The sequence below is a fragment of the Streptomyces sp. NPDC006602 genome (genome assembly GCF_042870385.1).
Classification (GTDB): domain Bacteria; phylum Actinomycetota; class Actinomycetes; order Streptomycetales; family Streptomycetaceae; genus Streptomyces.
This window is the reverse complement of record NZ_JBIAHG010000003.1, coordinates 341,000-367,004: the sequence shown is the minus strand read 5'-3', so window position 1 is coordinate 367,004 and position 26,005 is coordinate 341,000. Positions and strand designations below refer to the sequence as shown.

Here is a 26,005-nt window from a genome sequence, read left to right as displayed (position 1 = left end):
GACCACGGGCAAGAGGACCACGAGGCAAGAGGCCACGGGGAAGAGGGCCGCCGGGGAAGAGCGCTACGGGGAGCGGAGTCCTCGCCTGGCCCTTGTCCTCGGCCCGCCGAAGCTGGGCGGCCGGCCCCCGCCCAGGAGGATCCCGCCGAGGACCGCCCCGGAGACCCCGCTCGCGCGCTGGTCCGCCCCGGCGACGGGGTTGCCGTGCACGCGTACGTCCTGCTCGGCGAGCTCGCGGGCCTGCCGGGCCAAGGTGTGGGCGCGTACCAGGTCGGCGAGGGGTGCGGCATCGAGCAGTTCCCGTGCCGCCGCGAGCCGGGTGCGGGCCCCGGCGCCCACCGCGCCCCGGTGTGTGGTGACGAAGCCGTCCGCGCCGGCGGCGGCGCTGCGCGCGGTGAGCCGGGCGGCCGCCGAGAGGACCGCGGCCCGCCCGGTGGCGACCGGGGCGAGGACGTGCACGATCCGGCGCAGGACGTCCAGCGGGTCGTACGGCTGCCCGCCGGTCAGCTCTTCGCGCACGGAGGTCAGCACGGTGTCGGCGTGCAGGACCTGTGACCGCAGTTTCCCCACGGGGGTGCCCCGCACCCCCGAGAGTTCCGACTCCGCTCCGGTCAGGGCGCTTGCCACCATCCTCGCGGCGGATCTCAGCTCGGTGGCGAGACGGTTGATGGCGCTGACGAAAACGGCGGCTTGAGCGACGGCTCCCTCGGCGGCGCGCAGCTGTCGGGCCGCTGCCTCGGCCTCGTCCAAGTCGGCTGCCTGGCGCGCCTGGTTGAGGTGGTTCGTGGCGAACACCAGGCGGTCCTTGGCCTGTTCGGCGTAGCCGGTGACGGATGCGGTGGCGGAGGGCGCGTACAGCTCGGCGAGGTCCGCGAGGGTCGTCTCCGCGGTCGCCGTGCGGCCGGCGAGTTCCCGGAAGCGTGTTTCCGCGACGGTCAGCGCCTCGCCGATGTCCCGTTCCAGTGCGCGGAGTTGGTCGAAGGCCGCCGCCTCCTCGTCCAGGCGCCGGCCCGCCTCCTGGCACCGGCCCACGATCCCGGCGAGCGCATGGCGACGGGACGTCTCGTCCTGCGGGACGTCGGCCTCGTACTGCCGGCGAATACGGAAGGCGGCCGTCAGTTCGGACTCCGCGTCGCGTACGGCCTGGGTGATGGAGGCGACGGCTGCCGGTCCGGAACGGGCCTCGGCGAAGCTCAGCTCCTCGCGGCTGGTGCGGATCCAGTTGTCGGCCTCGGCGAGGAGGGCCCGGGACCGGTCGTCGAGCTCCGTGAGGGGTGGCGCGGGGGGTGGGATGTGGGGGCCGCCGGGGGTCGTACGGGTTCTGGCCCGTCTGGTGCGTCGTATGTATCCGTATCCGGCCAGTGCGCCCGCCGCACCCACCACCACGAGCGGCAGGACCAGGTCCGCGGCCGAGGTCTCCTCGTCCTCCTGCGCGGTGGCGGCAACCGGGGCATCGGTGCTGATCGCAACCGGAACGTCCGTGTTGATCGTCATCCCTGGCAACACCAGCCACCCGAGCCCGGCCACACCGCCCAGTACGGCATGCGCCACCCGCACGGATATGTGGGAGCGGGTGCGCCGCGGGCGGCCCCGGATCAACGATGACGTCACATTTCGGAGCGTATGAGGAGGAATGCGGGAGCGCGACCGGGGTGACGGGTGGCCGTACGCCGATGGGGGAGGGGAACGCCGTGACGGGACGTTCTGGGGGGACGGGGATGGAAGCGGAGCAGAAGCCCGAGGAGGGGGAGATACCCGCGGTCGCCGACGGTGACCAGGCCGCACCGGAGCGGGGGCCGGAGTCGGAACCGGAGCCGAAGAGGCGGCGGCGGACATGGGTCCGCTGGGTTCGGCGTACGGCCCTCGGCCTCGTGCTGGTGGTCGTCTTACCGTTGCTCGCCGCCGAGATCGCCCTCCGCGTGAACTACACCGGCGACCCCGCGGACGGTACCTACACCCGCGACAAGGACGCCATCTGGCTCGGCCACGCCTGGGTCGACGGGCGGAAGAAGGATGCCGACGTCACCGCCCTGGCCCGCCGGCTGGAGAGCACCGGGTTGCGTGATCTCTACGTCCACTCCGGGCCGCTGGAGCACGACGGCACGCTGCCCAAGACGCTCTACCCCAGGGCGCGTGGGTTCATCGACGCCATGCACGCCGCCGCGCCCGGCATCCGCGTCCAGGCCTGGCTCGGTGACGTGCTCGCCACCGAGAGCCCGAACGGCATGCGGCTGGAGCGCCCCGAGACCCGGGCCGCCGTCGTCGAGTCCACCCGGCAGATCCTGGCCGTCGGCTTCGACGGCGTGCACTTTGACCTGGAGCCGCTGCACTCGGGCGACCGGAACTACCTCACCCTCCTCGACTCCCTGCACCGCGTCACCCGCGCGCGGGACGCCCAGTTGTCGATCGCCGCGCACCAGATCGACCCGGTGCCGGCGTTCCACTCCTTCTGGGGCACGGTCGCCGGGCACCCGAAGTGGTGGTCGCAGAAGTTCTTCGGGCAGGTCGCGCGCCGGGTCGACCAGATCGCGGTGATGTCGTACGACACCATGCAGCCGTTGGAGAGCCTGTACGGCGGCTATGTCGCCCAGCAGACCGCGCTGGCCCTGGAGGTCACCCCGCACTCCACCGACCTGCTCATGGGCCTGCCCTTCTACCACGAGAACCGGTTCGGCCACTGGAATCACGCCGAGACCGTCTCCGCCGCGGTCCGGGGCGTCCGGCTGGGCCTCTCGCGCACGGACGCGGACCGCGCCAACTTCGGCGTCGCCGCGTACGTGGACTTCGCCGCCACGGAGGAGGACTGGACGGCGTACCGGGAGGGCTGGGTGCGCTGAGAAATCCCTCACCCGCGTCGCCCTGTGCCCCCTTGGCAGAGCCGCGGAGGGTGGCGCCTTCCGTTTCGTTGTGGGGCGGGGGCGCGCCGGGGGGTGTCCGTCCTCGGAACGGCGCGGAATCGGTCGCTCACCAACGCACCGGCGTTGACGCGCCAACCCTGCGGGCGAACACCCCCCGACACGCCCCCTCCTCGCCGTACGCGGGTGCCGGACACCCATGCCTCCGACGGCCCACTCCGGCTGGCCGCGGATCCGATTCGGCCGGCATCGCCGAGCACAATCTGCGCCGGGCCCTGGAGCTGATCGGGCGCCGGGGCGGGACTGCGTAAGCCTCCCGTGGCCGAGACGTCATGTGCGCTTCGCCCGCACGGGTTCTTCCGTTGGTTGTGAGAGTGCTGTGAGCGGCCCTACCGTCCACGGATGCGAGCGCTACTCACCAGCAAGGCTGCCCGGCGTGCCCTGCGGCCGATCGTCGAACTCATCGACCAGCGCATAGAGCGCCAGGTCCGCCGTGCCATCGGAAACGGCAACGGAAGCACCACCGGGAACCCCGCGTCCGACGCGTTGCAGCAGGAGCTGAAGACGCTCCGCAGCCGTCAGCGCCCGCTGGAGCTGTTCTTCGACGGGACCGGGCGCGGCGCGTCTCGGCTGCCGTCCGCGCCCCATCTCAACCGCACGATCGCGGAGCTGGCGCAGGTGACCGGGGACAAGGACGGCGCCGAGCGCAATGTCGCCCAGGCGTTCCGGCTGCTCATCGCGTTGGAGGCGCTCGGGGTCGGCCGGATCGCCGGCGGCACCATGAACATCGTCGGAAAGCTGTCCGCCGTACCGCTGCTCGACCCGCCGAACGACGAGATCCTGGAGATCGGCACGCTGTACGGGATGTTCGGCGCGGCCGTGATCCGGATGATGGAGCGCGCGGGGCGTGATCCGAGGCTGACGATCGTCGATCCGCTCGCGGGGACGCAGCTGCAGCCCGGCGCCACCATGGGGGACGACGCCTCGGGCACCCCGGTGCAGGGAGCCGCGGTGCGCACCAATCTGTCGCTGGCGGGCGCGGCCGGTGCCGCGACCCGGATCCAGCAGGGCTTCTCCGAGGACCCCGAGGTGCGCGCCCTGGTCTCCGACCGCTCCTACGGCGTGATCATCGTCGACGGCGACCACTCCGCCGCCGGAGTGGCGGCGGACCTGGAGTGGGCCGAGCAGATCGTCGCGCCCGGCGGCATCGTCGTACTGGACGACTTCGGGCACCCGAAGTGGCCCGGTATCAAGGAGGCGTTCGAGAAGCACATGGCCGGCGAGACCCGGTTCACCTACCTCGGCCAGGTCGCGCACTCGGGCTATCTGCGGGCCTCGGCCTGACGGCTTCGGTCTGACGGCTTCAGCCCGACCGCCGACGGATCTTGTTGCCGAGCCACACCAGCGGGTCGTACTTGCGGTCCACGGCCCGTTCCTTCAAAGGGATCAGCGCGTTGTCCGTGATCTTGATGCCCTCGGGGCAGACCTCCGTGCAGCACTTGGTGATGTTGCAGTAGCCGAGACCGTGCTCGTCCTGGGCGGTCTGCTTCCGGTCGAGCCCGGCCTCCGCCGCCGCGTCCAGCGGGTGCATGTCCAGTTCCGCCACCCGCATCAGGAAACGCGGGCCCGCGAACGCCGTCTTGTTCTCCTCGTGGTCGCGGACCACATGGCAGGTGTCCTGGCACAGGAAGCACTCGATGCACTTGCGGAACTCCTGCGACCGGTCCACGTCCTCCTGCATCATCCGGTACTCGCCGGGGCCGAGCTTCTCCGGCGGCACGAACGCCGGGACCTCGCGGGCCTTCGTGTAGTTGAAGCCGACGTCCGTGACGAGATCCCGTATGACCGGGAAGGCGCGCAGCGGAGTGACGGTGATCGTCTCCTCGGGGGTGAACACCGACATGCGGGTCATGCACATCAGGCGGGGGCGTCCGTTGATCTCCGCCGAGCACGAACCGCACTTGCCCGCCTTGCAGTTCCAGCGGACGGCGAGGTCGGGGGCCTGGGTGGCCTGGAGGCGGTGGATGATGTCGAGGACGACCTCGCCCTCGTTCACCTCGACCTTGAAGTCCTCCAGGTCGCCGCCCTCCACGTCGCCCCGCCACACCTTGAAGTGGGCCGTGTAGCCGCTCATTCGTACAGCTCCTCTTCGGCGAGGTACTTGACCAGCTCCTCCTTGTCGAAGAGGGCGAGCAGGTCGGGGCGGATGGGGTCGGTGGACTCACGGGTGAGGTCGATCTGGCCGCGCACCGGGTCGGTGGCCGCCAACCCGCCGGTGGGATCGGTGAGTTGACACAGGAGGTTGATGCGGCGCCACTTGCGGTCCATCCCGGGGTGGTCCTCGCGGGTGTGGCCGCCGCGCGACTCCGTCCGCTCCAGCGCGGCCCGCGCCACGCACTCGCTGACCAGGAGCATGTTCCGCAGGTCCAGGGCGAGATGCCAGCCCGGGTTGAACTGGCGGTGGCCCTCGACGCCGGCCCGCCGGGCCCGTTCGCGCAGCTGAGCCAGCTTTTCCAGGGCCTGCTGCATCTCCGCCTCGCGGCGGATGATGCCGACGAGGTCGTTCATGGTCTGCTGGAGTTCCTGGTGGAGGGTGTACGGGTTCTCCGGCGGGCGGCCGACTGCCTCTTCCGGCTCCCCCGGCGCCGGGCCCTCCGCGGAGAAGGGGCGCAGGGCCTCCGCCGCGGCCGTGTCGACCTGGGTTTCGTCCACGGGCGGGCGGTCCGTGCCGAGCCCGGTCGCGTAGTCCGCCGCGTGCCAGCCGGCCCGCCGGCCGAAGACCAGCAGGTCGGAGAGCGAGTTGCCGCCCAGCCGGTTGGAGCCGTGCATGCCGCCCGCGACCTCACCGGCCGCGAACAGGCCCGGTACTCCGCGCGCGGCCGCCGTGTCCGACTCGACGGCGATACCGCCCATCACGTAGTGACAGGTGGGCCCGACCTCCATCGGCTCCGCCGTGATGTCGACGTCGGCCAGCTCCTTGAACTGGTGGTACATGGACGGCAGCCGGCGCCGGATGACCTCGGCGGGCATCCGCGTCGACACGTCGAGGAAGACGCCGCCGTGCGGGGAGCCGCGGCCCGCCTTCACCTCGGAGTTGATCGCGCGGGCCACCTCGTCACGGGGGAGCAGCTCCGGCGGGCGCCGGTTGTGGTCCGGGTCCTCGTACCAGCGGTCGCCCTCCTCCTCGGACTGGGCGTACTTCTCCTTGAAGACGTCGGGGATGTAGTCGAACATGAACCGCTTGCCCTCGGAGTTCCTGAGCACCCCGCCGTCACCGCGCACCGACTCGGTGACGAGGATGCCCTTCACCGACGGCGGCCAGACCATGCCCGTCGGGTGGAACTGCACGAACTCCATGTTCAGCAGGGGTGCGCCCGCGAGCAGGGCCAGCGCGTGGCCGTCGCCCGTGTACTCCCACGAGTTCGACGTCACCTTGAAGGACTTGCCGATGCCGCCGGTCGCGATCACGACCGAGGGGGCTTCGAGGACGAAGAAACGGCCGGTCTCACGGTCGTAGGCGAAGACACCGGAGACGCGGCTGCCCGCGGCGGAGCCGCTGTCAGGCACAGTCTTGAGGATCCTGGTGACCGTGCACTCCTGGAAGACCTTGAGCCGGGACTCGTAGTCGCCGGTCTCGCGATGGTCCTCCTGCTGGAGCGCGACGATCTTCTGCTGGAGCGTGCGGATCAGCTCCAGGCCCGTACGGTCGCCGACGTGCGCGAGGCGCGGGTACTCGTGGCCGCCGAAGTTGCGCTGCGAGATCCGGCCGTCCTTCGTACGGTCGAACAGGGCGCCCCAGGTCTCCAGCTCCCACACCCGGTCCGGGGCCTCCTGCGCGTGCAGCTCGGCCATCCGCCACTGGTTGAGGAACTTGCCGCCGCGCATGGTGTCGCGGAAGTGGACCTGCCAGTTGTCGCCGGAGTTCACGTTGCCCATCGCCGCCGCGATGCCGCCCTCGGCCATCACGGTGTGCGCCTTGCCGAACAGCGACTTGCAGATCACGGCCGTACGGGCACCGCGCTCGCGTGCCTCGATGGCGGCGCGCAGCCCGGCGCCGCCGGCGCCGACCACGACGACGTCCCACTGCTGCCGGTCCACAACGGACATCAGAAAAACCTCGGATCGTCGAAAGCGCCGGAAGCGACCAGGTACACGTAGAAGTCGGCGAGCGCCACGCTCACCAACGACGCCCAGGCGAGCAGCATGTGCCGGGCGTTGAGCTTCCCGACCCACTGCCACATCCGGTAGCGCACGGGGTGTTTGGAGAAGTGCTTGAGCTTGCCGCCGACGATGTGCCGGCAGGAGTGGCAGGAGATCGTGTACGCCCAGATCAGCACGATGTTGATCAGGAAGACGAGCGTGCCGAGGCCCATGTGGCCCCACTCGTAGTGCTCGTCGCGGAAGGCGAGCACGGTGTCGTAGGTCAGGATCCCGGCGACGACGATCGCGGCGTAGAAGAAGTACCGGTGGATGTTCTGCAGCACCAGCGGGAAGCGGGTCTCGCCGGTGTACTTCTTGTGCGGCTCGGCCACCGCGCAGGCCGGCGGGGACGCCCAGAAGCCCCGGTAGTACGCCTTGCGGTAGTAGTAGCAGGTCAGGCGGAAGCCGAGCGGGAAGATCAGGATGATGATCGCGGGGGAGATGCCCCACCAGCCGCCGAAGAGTTCCCAGTTGGGACCGGCGCGCATCGCGTCGCAGTTCTCCGCCAGACAGGGCGAGTAGAACGGCGACACGTACGGCGCCGCGTAGTAGTCGGCGTTCGCGAACGCCCGCCAGGTCGAGTACACGATGAAGGCGAGCAGACCGGCGGCCGTGATGGCCGGGGCCACCCACCAGCGGTCGGTGCGCAGGTGCGGGGCGTCGATCGCGGCGCGCGTACCGGTGTGTACGCCGCCGCGCAGGGGATGGGCGTCTTCGGTGGCTGGTGGTTCCGTACCAGTGGCCAATTTCATGACTCCGGTCGGGTCGGGACTCCGGACGGCTCAGGGGGCGTGGCGGTCCCGGGCGCCGAGTCCCTCGTCGTCCGAGTCGATCCACAGTGAGCCGTCGTACGGGGTGTCGGGGATGGTGACGAGGTCGGGGCGCCTGGGCGAGGCCGGCGTGGAGGCCGCCTCACGCAGCAGCGCGACGCTCTCGCGCAGGTGGTCGGCGTCGGCGCGGACGCGGCGCATGTCGAGCCCGCCGTTGCCGAGCTGCTGCTCCAGGCGTCCGACCGACCGGGTCAGATCGTCGAGGCAGCGCTGGACTGTTGTCAGTTCGTCGTGCACGGACATGACGTGACCTCACTTCCGTGGGCGGGGATGCCCTGGGTGGCAACGTTCATGCGCCTGCGAGTGTTGCGCGTCACACCTGCCGGTGGGAAGGGACGTGCACCGATTGGCCGAGGCGTACAGGTGCACTGAGCGGTGCGTTGCGCCGCATGGGTGACCTTCCCGACCGCGATCGCCGTGTCGCCGTCCGTTGCCGAACCTTTTCCTCTTCAGTGGCCGCATACATGTGATCAGCTCCATATACCGCCAAAAGTGATCATAACGCTCGCGGCTCCCGGAGGTAAGCAGAGATGTCCCACGACGGCGTCGGACTGCGCGCGGTCACGCGCTCGGTCTCCTTCCTCACCGTGAGCGCGCTCGCGGTGTCCATGCTCGCCGGATGCAGCTCCGAGGACCGGGCGGGCAGACCACTCGCCGGCCCGGACGTCGCGCCTGCCGCCCGGGCCCGGCTCGCCGACGGCGGCACCCTGCACTGGGCCGTGGACGCCGTGCCGGAGACGCTGAACACGTTCCAGGCGGACGCGAACGCGGCGACCGGCCAGATCGCGCAGGCCGTACTGCCGTCGATGTACCGGCTGGACCAGAAGGGGCGCCCGGAGCGCAACGCCGACTATCTGGAGTCCGCGAAGGTCGTCGAGACCGAGCCGAAGCAGGTCGTGCTCTACAAGCTGAACCAGCAGGCCGTGTGGAGCGACGGCCGGGAGATCGGCGCCGCCGACTTCGCCGCCCAGTGGCGGGCCCTGTCCGGCAAGGACACCGCGTACTGGACCGCCCGCAACGCCGGGTACGAGCGCATCGAGAAGGTCGAGCGCGGGGCGAACGACCTGGAGGTGCGGGTCACGTTCGGGCGGGCGTACGCCGACTGGCGGTCGCTGTTCTCGCCTCTGTACCCGAAGGAGGTCATGGGCACGCCGGACTCCTTCAACGACGGGGCGCGGCGGAAGCTCAAGGTCACCGCCGGGCCCTTCGCCCTGAAGAAGGTCGACCGCAAGGACGACGAGGTCGTCCTCGTCCGTAATCCGCGCTGGTGGGGGCAGCGCGCCAAGCTGTCCGAGATCGTGCTGCGGGCCGTACCGCGCGACAAGCGGGCCGCCGCCCTGGCCGCCGGGACGATCGACCTCGCCGAGATCGACCCCGAGTCCGCCGACCGCCTCACCCTCGCCGCGCGTGCCGGGGGGAAGGGCACGAGCACCCCGCTCCAGGGCCCGGCCGGCCGCAAAGCGGCCGCCAAGGACGAGAGCGGGCCAAAGTCCCTCTCGGGCTTCGAGGTCCGCAAGTCGCTGGAGCCCGCCTACACCCAGCTCGCCCTCAACGGTGCCGACGGCCCGCTCGCCGACGAGCGCGTCCGCCGGGCCGTGGCCCGCGCCCTCGACCGGGAGGCGCTCGCCAAGGCCGCCCTCAAGCCGCTCGGGCTGCCCGCCGAGCCGGTCGGCAGCCACCTCGCCCTGGCCGGGCAGGCCGCCTACGCCGACAACAGTGGCGCCCTCGGCGGACAGGACACCGCCAAGGCGCGTGCGCTGCTCGCGGACGCCGGCTGGGTGCCCGGCGGGCCGGTCAAGGAGGAGAAGAAGAAAGAGGGGGAGAAGGCGGCAGGCGCCAAGGGAGAGAAGGCCGAGAAGTCCGGGAAGGGCGTGCCGGAGTCGGCGGAGGGCGACGACGGGACGTACATCGTCGGCGAGGACGACAAGGCTCCCCACGAGACCGACCGGGAGAAGGAGAAGCACTCGCAGAGCCGGACGGACAAGAGCGAGGAGAGTGGCGGCAAGCACCTCGCCCAGGACGGCAAGCAGTACGAGAACAAGCTGAAACAGGGCGGCGCGCCCGGCGCCTACGCCCCCCTGGGCACCGCCGCCCCCGCGGGTGCCGCGGCCGGCGCACTGGCGAAGGACGGCAAGCCGCTCACCCTCCGCTTCGTGCTCCCCTCGGGAACGGGCTCTCAGACGCTCCGCACGGTCGCCGACCGGATCAGCCGCATGCTTCGGAAGGTCGGCATCCGCACCGAGATCTCGAAGGTCGCCGACGAGAGCTACTTCAAGGACCACATCGCGTCCGGCCAGTACGACCTCGCCCTCTACTCCTGGCCCACCTCCGCCTTCCCCGCGACCGACGCTCGCCCGATCTTCGCCAAGCCGGTGCCGGCCGCCGACGGTTCCCTGAACGTCGAGCAGAACTACACCCGCGTCGGCACCGACCAGGTCGACCAGCTCTTCGACCAGGCCGTCACCACCCTCGACGAGAACGAGAACCGCGGCCTTCTCCGCAAGGCCGACGCCCGTATCTGGGCGGCCGCCGGTTCCATCCCCCTCTACCAGCGCCCCCAGCTCACGGTCGTACGGAAGAACCTGGTCAACGCCGGTGCCTTCGGCTTCCAGACCCCGGTCTACGAGGACATGGGCTACCTGAAGCAGGGCACGAAACCGGCGGCGGGCACGTCGTTTGACCGCTGAGCGGTGCCGGCTCAGGGATCCCTCAAATCGCTTGCCGCCCCCACCCGGCGCCCGCACCATGAGCTCGACAGCGATCATGGTGCGGGCGCCGGGCGCTTCGTACACGGGGGACGGAGCCCGCGCATGCGGGGCACGACACGACGGATCTGGGCTGCGGGACTGGCCGCGGCGGTACTGACAGCGGGGGCCGCGGCCTGCACCGGTGGTGGGGACAACGGCGACGACAAGAGCGTCGGCGGGACCGACAAGACCGTGGTCCGGGCCTGCACGGGCGGCACCTTCACCTGGTCCGGCGTCGCGAAGACGGACCGGCTGACCGGGGTGTCCGAGGTGCAGGGCATCTCAGAGGGCGGCGGCGGCAGGCTGACGCACCGGATCCGGCGGGTGTACACGCCGGGCCCGTCCGTGAAGACCGAGGGACCCTCCGTGTCCGCGGCGGAGGTCCTGTACTCGCTGGGCAAGAAGATCGGCGAGATCGACTCCGACGCCCCGGCCCTGGCGAAGGACGACAGCGGAACGACGTACGTCTTCGCCGACCCGAAGGCCAAGGCGCCCGGCCGGGAGTCCGGCTTCTCCCGGGTCGACGGCTCCGGTGCGTTCGTGACGTACGCCGGTGTGCGCGAGGTCACGGGGGACTTCCGCTACGCCTGCCCCGGCGGCCGCACCACCACGGGGCATGCCCGCACCTGCACGGTAGATCTGAATGGCCTCCTGAACTGCGACGAGTCCGTGGGCAAGGACCCCCTCGCCCTCCAGGCGGCCCGCGGCTCCTGCGTGGCGGGAAGCGCGGCCACGAAGCGGGCCTGAGCTCCCCCCCGCCGCCTCCGGTCACGGCCCGGGCAGCCCCAACGGCGGCGGCCCCGTACCATGGGGTAAGGCCGTGGCATGTTCAGCCCGGCAGGGTCCGCGTAACACAGACGTACGCGCAGGCCATCCTCACACTCCGGGAGTACGCCGCAATATGGCCACGCGCCACGACATTCGTAACGTCGCCATCGTCGCCCATGTCGACCACGGGAAGACGACCCTCGTCGACGCCATGCTCAAGCAGGCCGGTGCCTTCGCCGCGCACGCCGCCGAGTCGCTCGACGACCGCATGATGGACTCGAACGACCTGGAGCGTGAGAAGGGCATCACGATCCTGGCCAAGAACACGGCGGTCAAGTACCACCCGAAGGATGGCAGCGATGTCATCACCATCAACATCATCGACACCCCCGGCCACGCCGACTTCGGTGGCGAGGTGGAGCGCGGCCTGTCGATGGTCGACGCGGTGGTGCTGCTGGTCGACGCCTCCGAGGGCCCGCTGCCGCAGACCCGCTTCGTGCTGCGCAAGGCGCTGCAGCAGCGCCTGCCGGTCATCCTGTGCATCAACAAGACCGACCGCGCGGACTCCCGGATCGACGAGGTCGTCAACGAGACCTACGACCTCTTCCTGGACCTGGACGCCGACGAGGAGCAGATCGAGTTCCCCATCGTCTACGCGTGTGCGCGTGACGGTGTGGCGTCGCTCACCAAGCCGGAGGACGGCACCGTCCCGGCCGACAGCGACAGCCTGGAGCCGTTCTTCTCCACGATCCTGTCCCACGTCCCGGCCCCCGAGTACGACGAGGAGGCCCCGCTCCAGGCGCACGTTACCAACCTGGACGCGGACAACTTCCTCGGCCGTATCGCGCTGCTCCGCGTCGAGCAGGGCGAGCTGCGCAAGGGCCAGACCGTCACGTGGATCAAGCGCGACGGCACGATGTCCAACGTGCGCATCACCGAGCTGCTGATGACCGAGGCGCTCACCCGTAAGCCCGCCGAGAAGGCGGGCCCCGGTGACATCTGTGCGGTCGCCGGTATCCCGGACATCATGATCGGCGAGACGCTCGCCGACCCCGAGAACCCGATCGCGCTGCCGCTCATCACGGTCGACGAGCCGGCGATCTCGATGACCATCGGTACGAACACCTCGCCGCTGGTCGGCCGCGGCGGCACCGGCAAGGGCGCCTCCGCGAAGGCCGCGGTCAAGGACCGCAAGGTCACCGCCCGTCAGGTCAAGGACCGTCTGGACCGCGAGCTGGTCGGTAACGTCTCGCTCCGCGTGCTCGACACCGAGCGTCCGGACGCGTGGGAGGTCCAGGGCCGTGGTGAGCTGGCGCTCGCCATCCTGGTCGAGCAGATGCGCCGCGAGGGCTTCGAGCTGACCATCGGCAAGCCCCAGGTGGTCACCCAGGAGATCGACGGCAAGGTCCACGAGCCGGTCGAGCGCATGACGATCGACGTGCCCGAGGAGCACATGGGCGCGGTCACGCAGCTCATGGGCGTCCGCAAGGGCCGCATGGACAACATGTCGAACCACGGCTCGGGCTGGGTCCGCCTGGAGTTCGTCGTCCCCTCCCGCGGCCTCATCGGCTTCCGGACCGAGTTCCTGACCGGCACGCGCGGCACGGGCATCGCCCACTCCATCCACGAGGGCCACGAGCCGTGGTTCGGCCCCCTGACGACCCGTAACAACGGTTCGCTGGTCGCCGACCGCGCGGGTGCCGTCACCGCCTTCGCGATGACGAACCTCCAGGAGCGCGGCGTTCTGTTCACCGACCCCGGCACCGAGGTGTACGAGGGCATGATCGTCGGCGAGAACTCCCGCGCCGACGACATGGACGTGAACATCACCAAGGAGAAGAAGCTCACCAACATGCGCTCCGCCGCCGCCGACTCGTTCGAGGCGATCGTCCCGCCGCGCAAGCTCTCCCTGGAGCAGTCCCTCGAGTTCTGCCGCGACGACGAGTGCGTCGAGGTGACCCCGGAGGCCGTGCGCATCCGCAAGGTCGTCCTCGACCAGAAGGAGCGCGGTCGCACCGCGAGCCGCGCCAAGCACGGCTGACGCCTGGCCTTTCGGCCACTCACCGGGCACTCCCGCCTTGCCGGCGGGGGTGCCCGGTGTCGTCGTAGGAGCCGAAAGACAGTCAGAAGCAGTCAGAAGACGGTTAAGAAGACGGTAAAGAGGGATGTAGGGAAAACCCTCGAATTGGCCGGGCAGGCCCTCCGGGGTGCCTCGCCCGCACTACGCTGCTGCCCGAACGGCTCGGCTGCCCGTAGTGGACCTGAGCCTGTGCAGTCGCTGTGCCGTCGAGGGCGTGTTGGCCCTCGACCACCGAACGGCCCGGCTACGCAGCGTGTTGACGGTGCGCCAGATGGCGCCGATCCCCGCACAGGGGCCACGTTACGCGCAACTCATTTTTCGCTTCGCCGCGTCCGGAATTCGGACGCTCGCCACCGATAGATGTGTAACAAGTCCGTTTCGCAGGGATCTTTCGGCAAACTGTTTGTCCGGATTTTGGAAGAAGTATGCGCCAGGTGTGATCGAACCGAGACCTTAGGGGTGTGGTTCGGCCATGGCGCATGGCAGATAGTTAGGCGCGTAGAGCTCGGATCAACGGGTCACGCGCTGCAGGCGGCGCCGACTCACGAGCGTGGGGACATCTGACTTTTCCGGCACCTGAAGGTGGCGGTGGTGTGTCATGTGCTCCCCCTTGCGGTGAACCAATGGACTCATGAGGAGGAACCCATGCGCGGTGCCAAGAGCGCCAAGTGGGTGGCCATAGCCGCGGTTGTGGCACTCGGTGCGACGGCTTGTGGTGGCGGCGGGGACGACGGCAGCTCGGGCAAGGGCAAGGGCAACGGCGTCCTGTCGGTGGAGATCGGTGAACCGCAGAACGGCCTGGTCCCCTCCAACACGTACGAGACCGAGGGCGGCCAGGTCATCAACGCCCTCTTCACGGGTCTGACCAAGCTTGACGCCGACAACAAGATCGTCAACGCCATGGCGCAGTCGATCGAGTCCAAGGACAACAAGGTCTGGACGATCAAACTGAAGCCGGGCTACACCTTCCACAACGGGGAGAAGGTCACCGCCCAGTCCTTCATCGACGCCTGGAACTACGGCGCGAACCAGACCAACGCCCAGCAGACCAACCCGCTGTTCAGTCACATACAGGGCTACAGCGACCTGAACCCGGGCGAGGGCAAGAAGCCCACGACGGACAAGATGTCGGGTCTGAAGGCCGTTGGCGACGACACCCTCCAGGTGACCCTGACCGGGGCGTTCTCGGCGTTCCCGTCGCAGCTGTCCTTCACCGCTTTCGTCCCGCTGCCCAAGGCCTTCTTCAAGGACCCGAAGGGCTTCGGCGAGGCCCCCATCGGCAACGGCCCCTTCGAGATGAAGGGCAAGTTCAAGCACAACGAAGAGATCGACGTCACGAAGTACGACAAGTACCCGGACGCCTCGAAGGTCGAGGTCAAGGGCGTCAACTTCAAGATCTACTCGAACCTGGACACGGCGTACAAGGACCTCGTCGCCGGCAACCTCGACGTCCAGCTCGTCATCCCCACCTCGGGTCTGCCGACGTACCACAAGGACCTGCCGAACCGTTACATCGACGAGGCCGACTCCGGCGTCGGCTACATCGGCTTCCCGATCAAGTACAACAAGGCGTTCCAGAACGCGGACCTGCGCAACGCCATCTCCATGGCGATCGACCGGAAGACGATCGCCTCGAAGATCTTCCTCGGCGCTCGTACGCCTGCGGACGACTTCATCAGCCCCATCATCGACGGCTACCGCAAGGGCGCCTGCGCCGCGTGCACCCTCGACCCGGCCAAGGCCAAGGAGCTCTACAAGAAGAGCGGCGGCCTGCCGAACAACACGCTGGAGATCGGCTACAACGCGGACGGTGACCACAAGGCGTGGGTCGAGGCGGTGGCCAACCAGATCCAGCAGAACCTGGGCATCAAGGTGACGGCCAAGCCGTTCGAGCAGTTCCAGACGATCCTCAACGACCTGGACGCCAAGAAGTACAAGGGCGCGTTCCGCATGGGCTGGAACATGGACTACCCGGACATGGAGAACTACCTCCGTCCGATCTTCTCGAAGGAAGCCATCACCAACGGCTCCAACTACGCGGGCTACGTGAGCGAGGACTTCGAGAAGTTCCTCGTCGAGGGTGACCAGGCCGCCACGCACGAAGAGGCCGTCAAGAAGTACCAGCAGGCCGACGACGTGCTCCTCAAGGACATGCCGTACATCCCGGTGTACTTCTACACGCTCAACACCGGCTTCAGCGACAAGGTCAAGTCGCTGAAGATCGCCGGCCACCAGATCCTGTGGGACACGGTCAAGCTGAGCTGAACAGGTTCTGAGCAGTCCTGACACAGCGGCACGGGGTGAGCAGGGGAGGAAGAGCCTTCCCTGCTCACTCCTGCTGCGTCTTCCGTCCGACCGCCGCCACCCCTCCGGCCGCGGTCGGGCCGAGCACCTCCCTCTGGAGTACCCATGGGCCGATATATCGTGCGCCGTCTTCTGCAGGTGATCCCTGTGGTGATAGGCGTCACGTTCATCATCTTCTGTCTGGTCTTCGCTCTGCCCGGCGACCCGATCCAGGCACTGGCCGGCGAGAAGCGCGCAGACCCGAACATCGCAGCGATCCTCCGCGACCACTACCACCTCAACGAGCCGCTGTACCAGCAGTACTGGCACTACATCAGCGGCGTCTTCACCGGTGACCTCGGTGAGACGTACAACGGGCGTGCCATCTCCGAGATCGTCTCCGAGCGATTCCCCATCACCCTGAAACTGGGGTTGACCGCGTTCGGCATCGAGGCCGTGATCGGCATCGTCGCGGGCATCTTCTCCGCCCTGAAGAAGGGCAAGTTCCTCGACAACGTCGTGCTGATCTCGACCCTCGTCCTGATCTCGATCCCGGTCTTCGTACTCGGTAGCGTGTTCCAGCTGGAGTTCGGCGTGAAGCTGAAGATCACGCCGGTCGCGGGCATCGAGAAGGGCTGGCCGCAGAGTTACATCCTTCCGGCCATCGTGCTCGCGTCGACCTCGATGGCCTACATCGCGCGCCTGGTGCGGACGAGCATGACGGAGTCGGTACGCGCCGACTACGTCCGTACGGCGATCGCCAAGGGGCTGCCGACGCGGCGGGTCATCGGCGTGCACGCGATGCGCAACTCCCTGATCCCGGTGGTCACCTTCCTGGGCTTCGACCTCGGCGCTCTCATGGGCGGGGCCATCATCACCGAGCGGGTGTTCAACATGCCCGGCATCGGTCAGCAGCTGGCCCAGTCCGTCTATCTGCGTGAGCGGCCGGTCGTCGTCGGCCTGGTGACTCTGCTGGTGCTGATCTATCTGGCCGCCAACCTCCTGGTAGACCTGATGTACGCCGTGCTCGACCCGAGGATTCGCTATGAGTGAGAAGACGATAGAGAGGCCCACCACCGACGAGGCCTCCCTCGTGAAGGAGATCGAGGCCGAGGAGAAGGCGGCGGCCCGTCAGGCGAGCCTGCTCAAGGACGGCTGGGCGGACCTGCGCAAGCGGCCCCTGTTCATCGTGACCGGCTTCATCATCGTCTGCCTGCTCGCGCTGGCGATCGCGCCGAGCCTGTTCACGGCACGCTCCCCGTTCTCGGGCGGCTTCTGCCAGCTGCAGAACTCCATGAACGGACCGTCCTCCGAGCATCTGTTCGGCTACGACGTGCAGGGTTGCGACATCTACACGCGGACGGTGTACGCCACCCGCAACTCGATCGTCGTCGGTGTGGTGACGACCGTGGCCACCACTCTGATCGGCGGTCTGCTGGGCATGCTGGCCGGCCTGGTCGGCGGGTGGATCGACGCGGTGCTGTCCCGTTTCACCGAAGTCTTCTCGGCCCTGCCGCTGATCGTCGGCGGTCTGCTGATCATGTCGATCTGGGGCGGCGGCGACGTGTGGTCGGTGTCGTTCATCATGGCGATCCTCGGCTGGCCGCAGGTCTTCCGGATCATGCGCGGCGAGGTCATCTCCAACAAGTACAACGACTACGTGATGGCGGCCCGGGCGCTGGGTGCGGACTCGTGGCGGATCGCGTTCCGGCACATCCTGCCCAACACGCTCGCCCCGGTGATCGTCATCACCACCATGAACCTCGGTGTCTACATCGCTGCCGAGGCGGCCCTGTCCTACCTGGGCATCGGCATCCAGTACCCCAACATCTCCTGGGGTGTGATGATCAGTGACGCCCAGGACCGGTTCCTGACGTCGCCGCATGCGCTGCTGTTCCCGGCCGGCGCCCTGAGCATCACCGTGCTGGCGTTCATCATGCTCGGCGACGTCGTCCGCGACGCCTTCGACCCCAAGATGCGCTGAGGGAGGCGTACGTGACCATCATCGAACCGACGGACGCCATTCCGGCTCCGCGTCCCGGCGACCGCGAGGGAACCGGTCCACTCCTCGAAGTGCGAGATCTGCACGTCGAGTTCCAGACCCGTGAGGGTGTGGTCCGCGCCGTCAACGGCGTGAACTACTCCGTGAACTCCGGAGAGACCCTCGCCGTGCTCGGCGAGTCCGGTTCCGGCAAGTCCGTGACCGCGCAGGCGATCATGGGCATCCTCGACATGCCGCCCGCCCGCATCCCCAAGGGGGAGATCCGCTTCTACGGTCAGGACATGCTCGTCATGTCCGCCGATGAGCGGCGCAAGCTGCGCGGCGCCCGGATCGCCATGATCTTCCAGGACGCGCTGTCCTCGCTCAACCCCGTGCTCAGCGTGGGATTCCAGCTGGGCGAGATGTTCCGCGTTCACCGGGGCCTGTCCCGCAAGGCGGCCAAGGCCAAGTCCATCGAACTGATGGACCGGGTGAAGATCCCGGCTGCCGCGGCCCGGGTGAACGACTACCCGCACCAGTTCTCCGGCGGTATGCGCCAGCGCATCATGATCGCGATGGCGCTCGCCCTGGAGCCGGACCTGATCATCGCCGACGAGCCGACCACGGCCCTCGACGTGACGGTCCAGGCCCAGGTGATGGACCTGCTCGCGGAACTGCAGCGCGAGTATCAGATGGGTCTCATCCTCATCACCCACGACCTGGGCGTCGTCGCGGACGTCGCCGACAAGATCGCGGTCATGTACGCGGGCCGGATCGTGGAGACGGCGCCGGTGCACGAGTTGTACAAGCGCCCCGCCCACCCGTACACCCGTGGTCTGCTCGACTCGATCCCGCGCCTGGACCAGAAGGGCCAGGACCTCTACGCGATCAAGGGGCTGCCGCCCAACCTGCTGAAGGTGCCCAGCGGTTGTGCCTTCAACCCGCGCTGCGAGAAGGCCCAGGACCTCTGCCGCACGGATCGTCCGCTGCTGGTCCCGGTGACCGAGCCGGACGGCACGGAACTGCCCGGCCGCGCCAGTGCGTGCCACTTCTGGAAGGAGACGATCCATGGCTGAGCTCATCAAGGCCGACGAGCCTGCGGACGCGACGCCGAACGTCTCCGACGTGGAGACCGTCGACGTCGACACGGAGGAAGAGGCGGTCGCCGCCCTCGACGCACCCGTGGAGCGGGGCGAGCCGATCCTGCAGGTGCGCAACCTCGTCAAGCACTTCCCCCTGACCCAGGGGATCGTCATCAAGCGTCAGGTCGGTGCCGTGAAGGCGGTCGACGGCGTCTCCTTCGACCTGTACCAGGGCGAGACCCTGGGCATCGTGGGCGAGTCCGGCTGTGGCAAGTCGACGGTGGCCAAGCTCCTGATGAACCTGGAGCGGGCGACGGCCGGCGAGGTCTTCTACAAGGGCCAGGACATCACCAGGCTCTCCGGCAAGGCACTCAAGGCCGTCCGCCGGAACATCCAGATGATCTTCCAGGACCCGTACACCTCGCTCAACCCGCGGATGACGGTGGGCGACATCATCGGCGAGCCCTTCGACATCCACCCCGAGGTGGCTCCGAAGGGCGACCGGCGCCGCAAGGTGCAGGAGCTGCTGGACGTCGTCGGTCTGAACCCCGAGTACATCAACCGGTATCCGCACCAGTTCTCCGGCGGTCAGCGGCAGCGCATCGGCATCGCGCGCGGCCTGGCGCTCAACCCCGAGGTCATCATCTGCGACGAGCCGGTGTCCGCGCTGGACGTGTCCGTCCAGGCGCAGGTCATCAACCTGATGGAGCGACTGCAGGACGAGTTCAACCTGTCGTACATCTTCATCGCGCACGACCTGTCGATCGTCCGGCACATCTCGGACCGCGTCGGGGTCATGTACCTCGGCAAGATCGCCGAGATCGGCTCGGACGAGCAGATCTACGAGCACCCGACACACCCCTACACTCAGGCGCTGCTGTCGGCCGTCCCGGTGCCGGACCCGGAGGCCCGCGAGGGCCGCGAGCGGATCATCCTCACCGGTGACGTCCCGTCCCCGGCCAACCCGCCGTCCGGGTGCCGCTTCCGCACCCGCTGCTGGAAGGCCCAGGACAAGTGCGCCGAGGAGACGCCGCTGCTGGCGATCCCCGAGCGCTTCAAGGACGTGGACTCCCCGGTGGCACACGAGTCGGCGTGCCACTTCGCCGAGGAGAAGGACGTCGTGCACGCGGCCTGACGCGCTCTCACCGTACTGGTTCCCGGCACCCTCACCCAGGATGCCGGGAACCGGCGTTCGTGCCCCGGGCGCACGTCACGCCGTGATCCGCGCCCGCGCCCAGTGACACGCCACCTGCGCCTCCCCGCCCCCGCCCAGGACTTCTGGATCCTCGGTCCGGCACGCTCCCGCGACCCCCGCCCGTTCCGCCTTCCCGCTCGCCAGGACCTGGCACCGGGCGTGAAAGCGGCAGCCGGAGGGGATGCGGGAGGGGTCGGGCGGCTCACCGGCGAGGACCACCGGGTCGCCCGGCGCCTCCGGCAGGACCGACAACAGGGCCTGGGTGTACGGGTGCCGAGGCGCCGTCAGGATCTCCTCGACGGCGCCCGTCTCCACGATCCGGCCCAGGTACATCACCGCGACCCGGTCGGCGATGTTCCAGGCCAGGCCCAGGTCATGGGTCACCACCAGCGCCGACAGGCCCAGTTCGGCGCGCAGGCGCAGCAGCAGGGAAAGGATCTCGCCCCGCACCGAGGCGTCCAGCGAGGCCACCGGCTCGTCGGCGACGAGGAGTTCGGGCTCCAGGACCAACGCCCCCGCGATGACGACGCGTTGGCGCTGGCCGCCGGACAGCTCGTGCGGATAGCGCAGGAAGAAGCGCTCGGGGGGCCTCAGGCCCGCCCGGGACAGGGCTGAGGCCACCGCCGCCCGCTCGTCGCCGCCGTACCCGTGGATCCGCAGTCCCTCGGCCACCGCGTCGTACACCGTGTGCCGGGGGTTCAGCGATCCGGTCGGGTCCTGGAGGACCAGCTGGACGCGTCTGCGGTACGCCTTCAGGGCCCGCGAGGAGTACTCCAGCGGCTGCCCGCCGAAGCTGACGCGTCCCTTCGTCGGCCGTACCAGACCCAGCAGCGCCCGGGCCAGTGTCGTCTTGCCGCAGCCGGACTCGCCGACCAGGGCCACGATCTCCCCGGTACTGATGTCGAGTTCGACGCCGTCCACCGCCCGGGCGGGCGGACCGCCGTGCCGGCCGGGGTAGGTGACGTGCAGTTCCTCCGCGCTCAACAGGGGCGCGTGCTGCTCGGTCATGTGCCGCTCCTCGCGTCCTCGGCCGCCGCGGCAGGCTCCGGCGTCGGCGCGTGCACGCGGGCTGTTCGTCGGCCGGGCTCGGCCTTCCGCGGTTCCTGGGCGCTCAGGAGGGGCGGTGCGGGTGCTTCCGGTGCGTCGGTCATGTGCCGCTCCTCGCGTCCTCAGTCGCCGTGGCCGGACCGGGCACCGTCGCTCCCACGTGCACGCAGGCCGCCCTCCGTCCCGGCCCCGCATCCCGCAGCTCCGGGTCGTCCGCCGCGCACGAGTCCAGCGCGACCGGGCAGCGAGGGTGGAAGGTGCAGCCGGAGGGCAGGGCGGCCGGGTCCGGCGGATCACCGGCCAGGCCGCGCGGGGCGAACCGGGAGGCGGGGTCGCCGATGCGCGGGAACGCGGCCGACAGGGCCTTGGCGTAGGGGTGCCGGGCGTCCTCGTGGACCTCCCGGGCGGGCCCCTCCTCGACCACCCGGCCCGCGTACATCACCGCGAGGCGGTCGCAGGTGTCGGCGAGGACCGCCAGATCGTGGCTGATCATGATCAGGCCCAGGTCCTGCTCGGCGACGAGTTGCTCGATCAGCCGCAGGATCTGCGCCTGGATCATCACGTCCAGGGCGGTGGTCGGCTCGTCGGCGACGACCAGCCGGGGCGAGCAGGCCAGCGCCATGGCGATCATGACGCGCTGGCGCTGACCGCCGGAGAGCTCGTGCGGATACGCCGACGCCCGCGCCGCCGGCAGGCCCACCTGCTCCAGGAGCTCCCCGGCCTGCTTCTTCGCCGCCGCCGGTGTGGCCCTGCGGTGCAGCAGGATCGGCTCGGCGATCTGGTCGCCGACGCGGTGCACGGGGTTGAGCGAGTGCATCGCCCCCTGGGAGACGATCGACGCGCCCGCCCAGCGGACCGCCCGTACCCGCCCCCACCGCATCGACAGCACGTCCTCGCCGTCCAGCAGCACCTCACCGCCGACCCGGGTGCCGGCGGGCAGGAGCCTGAGCAGCGCGAGGGCCAGCGTGGACTTCCCGCAGCCGGACTCGCCCGCGACACCGAGCTTCTGCCCGGCCTCCAAAGACAGGTTCACGCCCCGCACGGCGGCGGCCCCGCCCGGGTAGGTGACGTCGAGGTTCCTGACCTCCAGCAGCGTCAACGCTCCACCCCCAGCCGGGGGTTGAGCACCGACTCCACCGCGCGCCCGCACAGCGTGAACGCCAGCGCGACCGCGGCGATCGCGATCCCGGGCGGCACCAGGTACCACCAGTCGCCGGAACTCACCGCACCCGCCTCCCGCGCCTCCTGGAGCAGCCCGCCCCACGACACCACCGTCGGATCGCCGAGCCCGAGGAAGGCCAGCGTGGCCTCGGCGAGGATCGCGGAGGACACCATCAGCGTCGCCTGTGCCAGCACCAGCGGCATCACGTTGGGCAGTACGTGCCGGGACATGACGTGCCAGTGGCCGCCGCCGAGCGCCTTCGCGCGTTCGATGTACGGCCGTGACTCCACCGCCAGCGTCTGCGCCCGCACCAGCCGGGCCGTCGTCGGCCACGAGGTCACGCCGATCGCCAGGATCACCGTGCCCAGCGAACGGGACATCACGGTGGCCAGCGCGATGGCGAGCACCAAAGTCGGCATCACCAGGAACCAGTCGGTGACCCGCATCAGCACGGTCGCGTACGCGCCCTTGAAGTGCCCGGCCGTGACGCCCACCAGCGTGCCGATCGCCACCGACAGCACGGCCGCCAGCAGCCCGACGAGGAGCGAGACCCGCGAGCCCCACACCAGCAGACCGAGCAGATCGCGCCCGAACCGGTCGGTGCCCAGCGGGAACTCGCCGCTCGGGCTCTCCATCGGCAGGCCCGGTGCGCTGGTCACGTCGGCCACGTGGGAGCCGATGGTCAGCGGCGCGGTCAGCGCGGCGAGCGCGAACAGGGTGAGCGCGGCCAGGCCCACCAGGCCGGCACGGTGGGTGCGGTACTGCGCCCAGAACCGCACGGCGGAGTGCCGGCGGCGTTGCCAGGCGAGCCGGCGCGGGCCTTCAGCGACCCGGGTGTCGGTCGTCATCGGCCCACCCGGGGGTCGAGCAGCGGATAGACCAGGTCGGCCAGCGTGTTCATGATGATCACCGTCGCGGCGAAGAAGAGGAACAGGCCCTGGACCAGCGGCAGGTCCGGCACGCTCAGGGCCTGGTAGAACAGTCCGCCCAGGCCCGGCCAGGAGAAGACGGTCTCCACCAGGATCACCCCCGCGACGGTCCGCCCGAGGTTGACGAAGACCAGCGTCACCGTCGGCAGCAGCGCGTTCGGCACGGCGTGCCGGCGCCGGACCAGGTCGTCCCTCAGCCCCTTGGCGCGCGCGGTGGTCAGATAGTCGCTGCCCATCTCGTCGAGCAGCGCCGAGCGCGTGACCAGCAGCGTCTGCCCGTACTCCACCGCGACCAGCGTGACCACGGGCAGGATCAGATGGTGGGCCACGTCGAGGACGTACGCGAGTCCCTCCTCGCCGCCCGACTCCATGCCGCCGGTCGGGAAGAGCCCGGGGACCGGGCCGATCCCGACGGAGAACACGATGATGAGCAACAGCCCCAGCCAGAACGACGGGACGGAGTAGAGGGTCAGCGCCAGGCCGGTGTTCAGCCGGTCCCCGACCCGGCCGTTGCGCCAGGCCGCGCGGGTGCCGAGGAAGATGCCGAGGCCGGTGTACAGGACGAAGGCCGTGCCGGTCAGCACCAGCGTGTTGGGCAGCGCCTCGGTGATCTTGTCGATGACCGGGGCCCGGAACTGGTACGACGTGCCGAGGTCGCCGGTGAGCGCCTTGCCGCAGTAGTCGGTGAACTGCTGCCACAGCGGCAGGTCGAGCCCGAACTCCTTCCGGTATGCGGCAAGTTGCTCGGCGGACACCGGGCGGCCGCCGGTCATCGTCCGCACCGGGTCGCCCGGGATCAGCCGGAACAGGAAGAAACCGGTGACGAGCACGGCGAGCAGGGAGACGGCGGCGCCGCCCACCTTGCCGGCGCCGTAGCGCAGATACGCGGTGGTGGTGCGCGCCCGTGGGGTGCGGACCGTCGGTGCGGCGAGGGCCGCGGCGGCGGTCTTCTGGGCGCTACTCACGGTCGTCGGCGGTGGCCCGGCGGCGCATCGTGAAGAACGCCCCGGCCCCCACCAGGAGCACGGCGGCCACCACTCCTCCGATGATGATCCCGGTTGAGCCGGAGTCGTCGGAGGAGCCGTCCGAGGCCGCCGGGACCGCCGACCACCAGCTCCAGTAGCCGTCCTGGCCATAGATGTTGCCCGCCGCGCTCGGCATCGTCCGGACCGACTTGATCTGGTCGGTCCGATAGGCCTCGACGGCGTTCGGGTACGCCATGACGTTCATGTACCCCAGGTCGTACAGCCGCGACTCCATCTGCTTGACGATCGTGGCCCGTTCGGCGGAGTCGTACTCGGCGAGCTGACGCGCGTACAGGTCGTCGTACCGCTTGTCGCAGATGAAGTTGTCGGTGGCGCCGGTGTCCTTCGGGGTGGCGGGCAGGGCCGCGCAGGTGTGGATCGACAGGACGAAGTCCGGGTCGGGGTTGACGGACCAGCCGTCGAAGGCGAGGTCGTAGGTGCCCGCGAGCCATGGGTCGGTCACGTTGTCCAGGCAGTCGAGTGTGACGCCGATGCCGAGCTTGCCCCACCACTCCTCGAGGTACTGGCCGACCGCCTTGTCGTTCGGGTCGGTCGCGTGGCACAGGACGCGGTACGTGAGGGGCTTGCCGTCCTTGCCGAGGCGCTTGCCCGCGCTGTTCTTCCTGTAGCCGGCCTCGTCGAGGAGCCGGGCCGCCTTCGCGGGGTCGTAGGCGAGTTCCTGGCTCGCCGAGGGCTTCCAGACGTACTGCGGGAAGCGCGGCGGGATGTATCCCTCGCCCTCGACGGCATGACCCTGGAACACCTTGTCGATGATGGTCTCGCGGTCGACCGCCATGAAGAGGGCGTGCCGCACCCGTTCGTCCAGCAGGGAGGGGTCGCCGTCGCCGAACTTCCGGCCGTTCTTCGCCTGGGCGCCCGGGTTGGTGGCGAGGGCGTAGAAGCGGCGGCCGGGGGCGTCGTTGACGTGGATGTTCTTCTCGTTCTTGAGGGAGGCCGCCTGAGCGGGGGTCAGCGACGGGGAGCCCGCGACGAAGGAGACCTCGCCCTTGCGCAGGGCGGCCACGGCGGCGTCCTGGTCCTTGTAGTAGCGGAAGACCAGCTCGTCGAACTTGGGTGCCCCGCGCCAGAAGTCCTTGTTGGCCCTGAGGCGTACGTAGCTGTCGGCCTTGTAGCCGGTGAGGACGAAGGGGCCGTTCCCGACGACGGGGAAGCTCTTGTCGTTGTTGAACTTCGAGAAGTCGTCCACCTTCTCCCAGACGTGCTTCGGGACGATCGGCACGTCGAGGGCGGTCATCGTGGCCTGCGGCTTCTTCAGCTCGATGACCAGCCGGGTGGGGGTGGGGGCGGTGACCTTCTTGAAGTTGGCGACGAAGCTGCCGTTGGTGGTGGCGGCGCCCTCGTCGGTCATCATCTTGTCGAAGGTCCAGGCCGCGTCCTCGGCGGTGGCCTGCTGCCCGTCCGACCACTTGGAGTCCGGGCGGATCGTGTAGGTCCAGGTCAGCTTGTCCGGCGACGACTCCCACTTGGTGGCCAGGCCCGGGACGGCATGGGCGTCCCCCGGGTCGTAATTCGTCAGGTACTCGTACATCAGCCGGTGGATGCTGGTGCTGACCAGCCGTTGCGCCAGGAAGGGGCTCAGCGAGTCCACGCTCTGCGCGACCGCGACGGTCAGGACGCTGTCGCCCTCCGCGGCCGCGGCCTGCCGGGGCGCCGGGGCGAGCGGGGTCGCGAGGGCGGCCGACAGGGTGAGGAGGGCGGCGACGAGGCGGGCGGTGCGGGGCCGGAGTCTGTTCGGGCGCGGGTGCCCGGTGCCGTGCTGATCGTGTCGCTTCATAGAACGTGACCTCGCGTCATCGCTCG

The 26,005-nt window shown here is 69.5% G+C and carries 21 protein-coding genes; 10 read left to right on the top strand and 11 right to left on the bottom strand.

Annotated elements, in window-relative coordinates:
* Positions 1 to 63: 63 nt before the first annotated feature.
* Complete coding sequence (locus tag ACFYO2_RS10425; RefSeq protein ID WP_388346893.1) at positions 64 to 1,611, bottom strand: hypothetical protein; 1,548 nt, start codon at positions 1,609 to 1,611, stop codon at positions 64 to 66.
* Between the two features lie 107 nt (positions 1,612 to 1,718).
* Between ACFYO2_RS10425 and ACFYO2_RS10420 the strand changes: the two genes are divergently transcribed.
* A complete protein-coding gene (locus ACFYO2_RS10420; RefSeq protein WP_388346891.1) occupies positions 1,719 to 2,837 on the top strand; it encodes a hypothetical protein in 1,119 nt (372 codons plus the stop codon).
* Between the two features lie 420 nt (positions 2,838 to 3,257).
* Entirely contained in the window at positions 3,258 to 4,199 is a 942-nt protein-coding gene (locus ACFYO2_RS10415; protein ID WP_388346890.1) for a class I SAM-dependent methyltransferase, read from the top strand.
* A gap of 19 nt (positions 4,200 to 4,218) precedes the next feature.
* Here ACFYO2_RS10415 and ACFYO2_RS10410 read toward each other — a convergent pair whose 3' ends face one another.
* The 4 genes from ACFYO2_RS10410 to ACFYO2_RS10395 are packed head-to-tail and all read right to left on the bottom strand — an operon-like array spanning position 4,219 to position 8,128.
* Positions 4,219 to 4,989, bottom strand: a complete 771-nt coding sequence (locus ACFYO2_RS10410) for a succinate dehydrogenase/fumarate reductase iron-sulfur subunit (RefSeq protein ID WP_388346888.1) — start codon at positions 4,987 to 4,989, stop codon at positions 4,219 to 4,221.
* Positions 4,986 to 6,962 carry a fumarate reductase/succinate dehydrogenase flavoprotein subunit gene (locus ACFYO2_RS10405; protein ID WP_388346886.1) on the bottom strand — a complete coding sequence of 659 codons (1,977 nt, stop codon included), beginning with the start codon at positions 6,960 to 6,962 and terminating at the stop codon, positions 4,986 to 4,988. The genes ACFYO2_RS10410 and ACFYO2_RS10405 overlap by 4 nt, the downstream gene beginning before the upstream one ends.
* Positions 6,962 to 7,801, bottom strand: a complete 840-nt coding sequence (locus ACFYO2_RS10400; protein ID WP_388347563.1) for a hypothetical protein — start codon at positions 7,799 to 7,801, stop codon at positions 6,962 to 6,964. The genes ACFYO2_RS10405 and ACFYO2_RS10400 overlap by 1 nt, the downstream gene beginning before the upstream one ends.
* A 36-nt stretch (positions 7,802 to 7,837) precedes the next feature.
* The gene (locus ACFYO2_RS10395) at positions 7,838 to 8,128 is read right to left on the bottom strand and encodes a hypothetical protein (RefSeq protein WP_388346884.1); all 291 of its coding nucleotides are present in this window, start codon (positions 8,126 to 8,128) and stop codon (positions 7,838 to 7,840) included.
* Positions 8,129 to 8,415: 287 nt separating this feature from the next.
* On the opposite strand from ACFYO2_RS10395, the gene ACFYO2_RS10390 reads away from it, so the two are divergent.
* From ACFYO2_RS10390 to ACFYO2_RS10355, 8 genes are all read left to right on the top strand, one after another.
* Complete coding sequence (locus tag ACFYO2_RS10390) at positions 8,416 to 10,572, top strand: ABC transporter family substrate-binding protein (protein WP_388346882.1); 2,157 nt, start codon at positions 8,416 to 8,418, stop codon at positions 10,570 to 10,572.
* A gap of 123 nt (positions 10,573 to 10,695) precedes the next feature.
* Entirely contained in the window at positions 10,696 to 11,379 is a 684-nt protein-coding gene (locus ACFYO2_RS10385; protein WP_388346880.1) for a hypothetical protein, read from the top strand.
* A gap of 154 nt (positions 11,380 to 11,533) precedes the next feature.
* The gene (gene typA, locus ACFYO2_RS10380; protein WP_388346878.1) at positions 11,534 to 13,441 is read left to right on the top strand and encodes a translational GTPase TypA; all 1,908 of its coding nucleotides are present in this window, start codon (positions 11,534 to 11,536) and stop codon (positions 13,439 to 13,441) included.
* A gap of 684 nt (positions 13,442 to 14,125) precedes the next feature.
* Positions 14,126 to 15,745 carry an ABC transporter substrate-binding protein gene (locus ACFYO2_RS10375; protein WP_388346876.1) on the top strand — a complete coding sequence of 540 codons (1,620 nt, stop codon included), beginning with the start codon at positions 14,126 to 14,128 and terminating at the stop codon, positions 15,743 to 15,745.
* 144 nt (positions 15,746 to 15,889) lie between these two features.
* On the top strand, positions 15,890 to 16,816 hold the full coding sequence (locus tag ACFYO2_RS10370; protein WP_388346874.1) for an ABC transporter permease: 927 nt from the start codon (positions 15,890 to 15,892) through the stop codon (positions 16,814 to 16,816).
* Positions 16,809 to 17,747 (top strand): ABC transporter permease, encoded by a 939-nt coding sequence (locus ACFYO2_RS10365; RefSeq protein WP_388346872.1) that lies wholly within the window; start codon positions 16,809 to 16,811, stop codon positions 17,745 to 17,747. The genes ACFYO2_RS10370 and ACFYO2_RS10365 overlap by 8 nt, the downstream gene beginning before the upstream one ends.
* An 11-nt stretch (positions 17,748 to 17,758) precedes the next feature.
* Positions 17,759 to 18,820, top strand: coding sequence for an ABC transporter ATP-binding protein (locus ACFYO2_RS10360; protein WP_388346870.1), 1,062 nt, complete (start codon positions 17,759 to 17,761; stop codon positions 18,818 to 18,820).
* Positions 18,813 to 19,961 carry an ABC transporter ATP-binding protein gene (locus ACFYO2_RS10355; protein ID WP_388346868.1) on the top strand — a complete coding sequence of 383 codons (1,149 nt, stop codon included), beginning with the start codon at positions 18,813 to 18,815 and terminating at the stop codon, positions 19,959 to 19,961. Before ACFYO2_RS10360 ends, ACFYO2_RS10355 begins: the two co-directional genes overlap by 8 nt.
* Positions 19,962 to 20,036: 75 nt before the next feature.
* On the opposite strand, the gene ACFYO2_RS10350 is transcribed toward ACFYO2_RS10355, so the two are convergent.
* The 6 genes from ACFYO2_RS10350 to ACFYO2_RS10325 are packed head-to-tail and all read right to left on the bottom strand — an operon-like array spanning position 20,037 to position 25,979.
* Positions 20,037 to 21,029: an ABC transporter ATP-binding protein gene (locus ACFYO2_RS10350; protein ID WP_388346866.1), complete on the bottom strand. Its 993-nt coding sequence runs from the start codon at positions 21,027 to 21,029 to the stop codon at positions 20,037 to 20,039.
* A complete protein-coding gene (locus ACFYO2_RS10345) occupies positions 21,026 to 21,172 on the bottom strand; it encodes a hypothetical protein (protein WP_388346864.1) in 147 nt (48 codons plus the stop codon). The genes ACFYO2_RS10350 and ACFYO2_RS10345 overlap by 4 nt, the downstream gene beginning before the upstream one ends.
* Positions 21,169 to 22,167, bottom strand: a complete 999-nt coding sequence (locus tag ACFYO2_RS10340; RefSeq protein WP_388346862.1) for an ABC transporter ATP-binding protein — start codon at positions 22,165 to 22,167, stop codon at positions 21,169 to 21,171. The genes ACFYO2_RS10345 and ACFYO2_RS10340 overlap by 4 nt, the downstream gene beginning before the upstream one ends.
* The gene (locus tag ACFYO2_RS10335) at positions 22,164 to 23,078 is read right to left on the bottom strand and encodes an ABC transporter permease (RefSeq protein WP_388346860.1); all 915 of its coding nucleotides are present in this window, start codon (positions 23,076 to 23,078) and stop codon (positions 22,164 to 22,166) included. Before ACFYO2_RS10335 ends, ACFYO2_RS10340 begins: the two co-directional genes overlap by 4 nt.
* A complete protein-coding gene (locus ACFYO2_RS10330; RefSeq protein WP_388346858.1) occupies positions 23,075 to 24,124 on the bottom strand; it encodes an ABC transporter permease in 1,050 nt (349 codons plus the stop codon). The genes ACFYO2_RS10335 and ACFYO2_RS10330 overlap by 4 nt, the downstream gene beginning before the upstream one ends.
* Positions 24,117 to 25,979 carry an ABC transporter substrate-binding protein gene (locus tag ACFYO2_RS10325; RefSeq protein ID WP_388346856.1) on the bottom strand — a complete coding sequence of 621 codons (1,863 nt, stop codon included), beginning with the start codon at positions 25,977 to 25,979 and terminating at the stop codon, positions 24,117 to 24,119. Before ACFYO2_RS10325 ends, ACFYO2_RS10330 begins: the two co-directional genes overlap by 8 nt.
* Positions 25,980 to 26,005 lie beyond the last annotated feature (26 nt).

What these genes read in the sequence shown, in the direction of transcription:
- ACFYO2_RS10335 (WP_388346860.1), bottom strand. Translation starts at nt 23,078, where the DNA reads ATGACGACCGACACCCGGGTCGCTGAAGGCCCGCGCCGGCTCGCCTGG.
- ACFYO2_RS10415 (WP_388346890.1), top strand. Translation starts at nt 3,258, where the DNA reads ATGCGAGCGCTACTCACCAGCAAGGCTGCCCGGCGTGCCCTGCGGCCG.
- ACFYO2_RS10365 (WP_388346872.1), top strand. Translation starts at nt 16,809, where the DNA reads ATGAGTGAGAAGACGATAGAGAGGCCCACCACCGACGAGGCCTCCCTC.
- ACFYO2_RS10355 (WP_388346868.1), top strand. Translation starts at nt 18,813, where the DNA reads ATGGCTGAGCTCATCAAGGCCGACGAGCCTGCGGACGCGACGCCGAAC.
- ACFYO2_RS10370 (WP_388346874.1), top strand. Translation starts at nt 15,890, where the DNA reads ATGGGCCGATATATCGTGCGCCGTCTTCTGCAGGTGATCCCTGTGGTG.
- ACFYO2_RS10325 (WP_388346856.1), bottom strand. Translation starts at nt 25,979, where the DNA reads ATGAAGCGACACGATCAGCACGGCACCGGGCACCCGCGCCCGAACAGA.
- ACFYO2_RS10390 (WP_388346882.1), top strand. Translation starts at nt 8,416, where the DNA reads ATGTCCCACGACGGCGTCGGACTGCGCGCGGTCACGCGCTCGGTCTCC.
- ACFYO2_RS10375 (WP_388346876.1), top strand. Translation starts at nt 14,126, where the DNA reads ATGCGCGGTGCCAAGAGCGCCAAGTGGGTGGCCATAGCCGCGGTTGTG.
- ACFYO2_RS10350 (WP_388346866.1), bottom strand. Translation starts at nt 21,029, where the DNA reads ATGACCGAGCAGCACGCGCCCCTGTTGAGCGCGGAGGAACTGCACGTC.
- ACFYO2_RS10385 (WP_388346880.1), top strand. Translation starts at nt 10,696, where the DNA reads ATGCGGGGCACGACACGACGGATCTGGGCTGCGGGACTGGCCGCGGCG.
- ACFYO2_RS10410 (WP_388346888.1), bottom strand. Translation starts at nt 4,989, where the DNA reads ATGAGCGGCTACACGGCCCACTTCAAGGTGTGGCGGGGCGACGTGGAG.
- ACFYO2_RS10345 (WP_388346864.1), bottom strand. Translation starts at nt 21,172, where the DNA reads ATGACCGACGCACCGGAAGCACCCGCACCGCCCCTCCTGAGCGCCCAG.
- ACFYO2_RS10420 (WP_388346891.1), top strand. Translation starts at nt 1,719, where the DNA reads ATGGAAGCGGAGCAGAAGCCCGAGGAGGGGGAGATACCCGCGGTCGCC.
- ACFYO2_RS10395 (WP_388346884.1), bottom strand. Translation starts at nt 8,128, where the DNA reads ATGTCCGTGCACGACGAACTGACAACAGTCCAGCGCTGCCTCGACGAT.
- typA (WP_388346878.1), top strand. Translation starts at nt 11,534, where the DNA reads ATGGCCACGCGCCACGACATTCGTAACGTCGCCATCGTCGCCCATGTC.
- ACFYO2_RS10405 (WP_388346886.1), bottom strand. Translation starts at nt 6,962, where the DNA reads ATGTCCGTTGTGGACCGGCAGCAGTGGGACGTCGTCGTGGTCGGCGCC.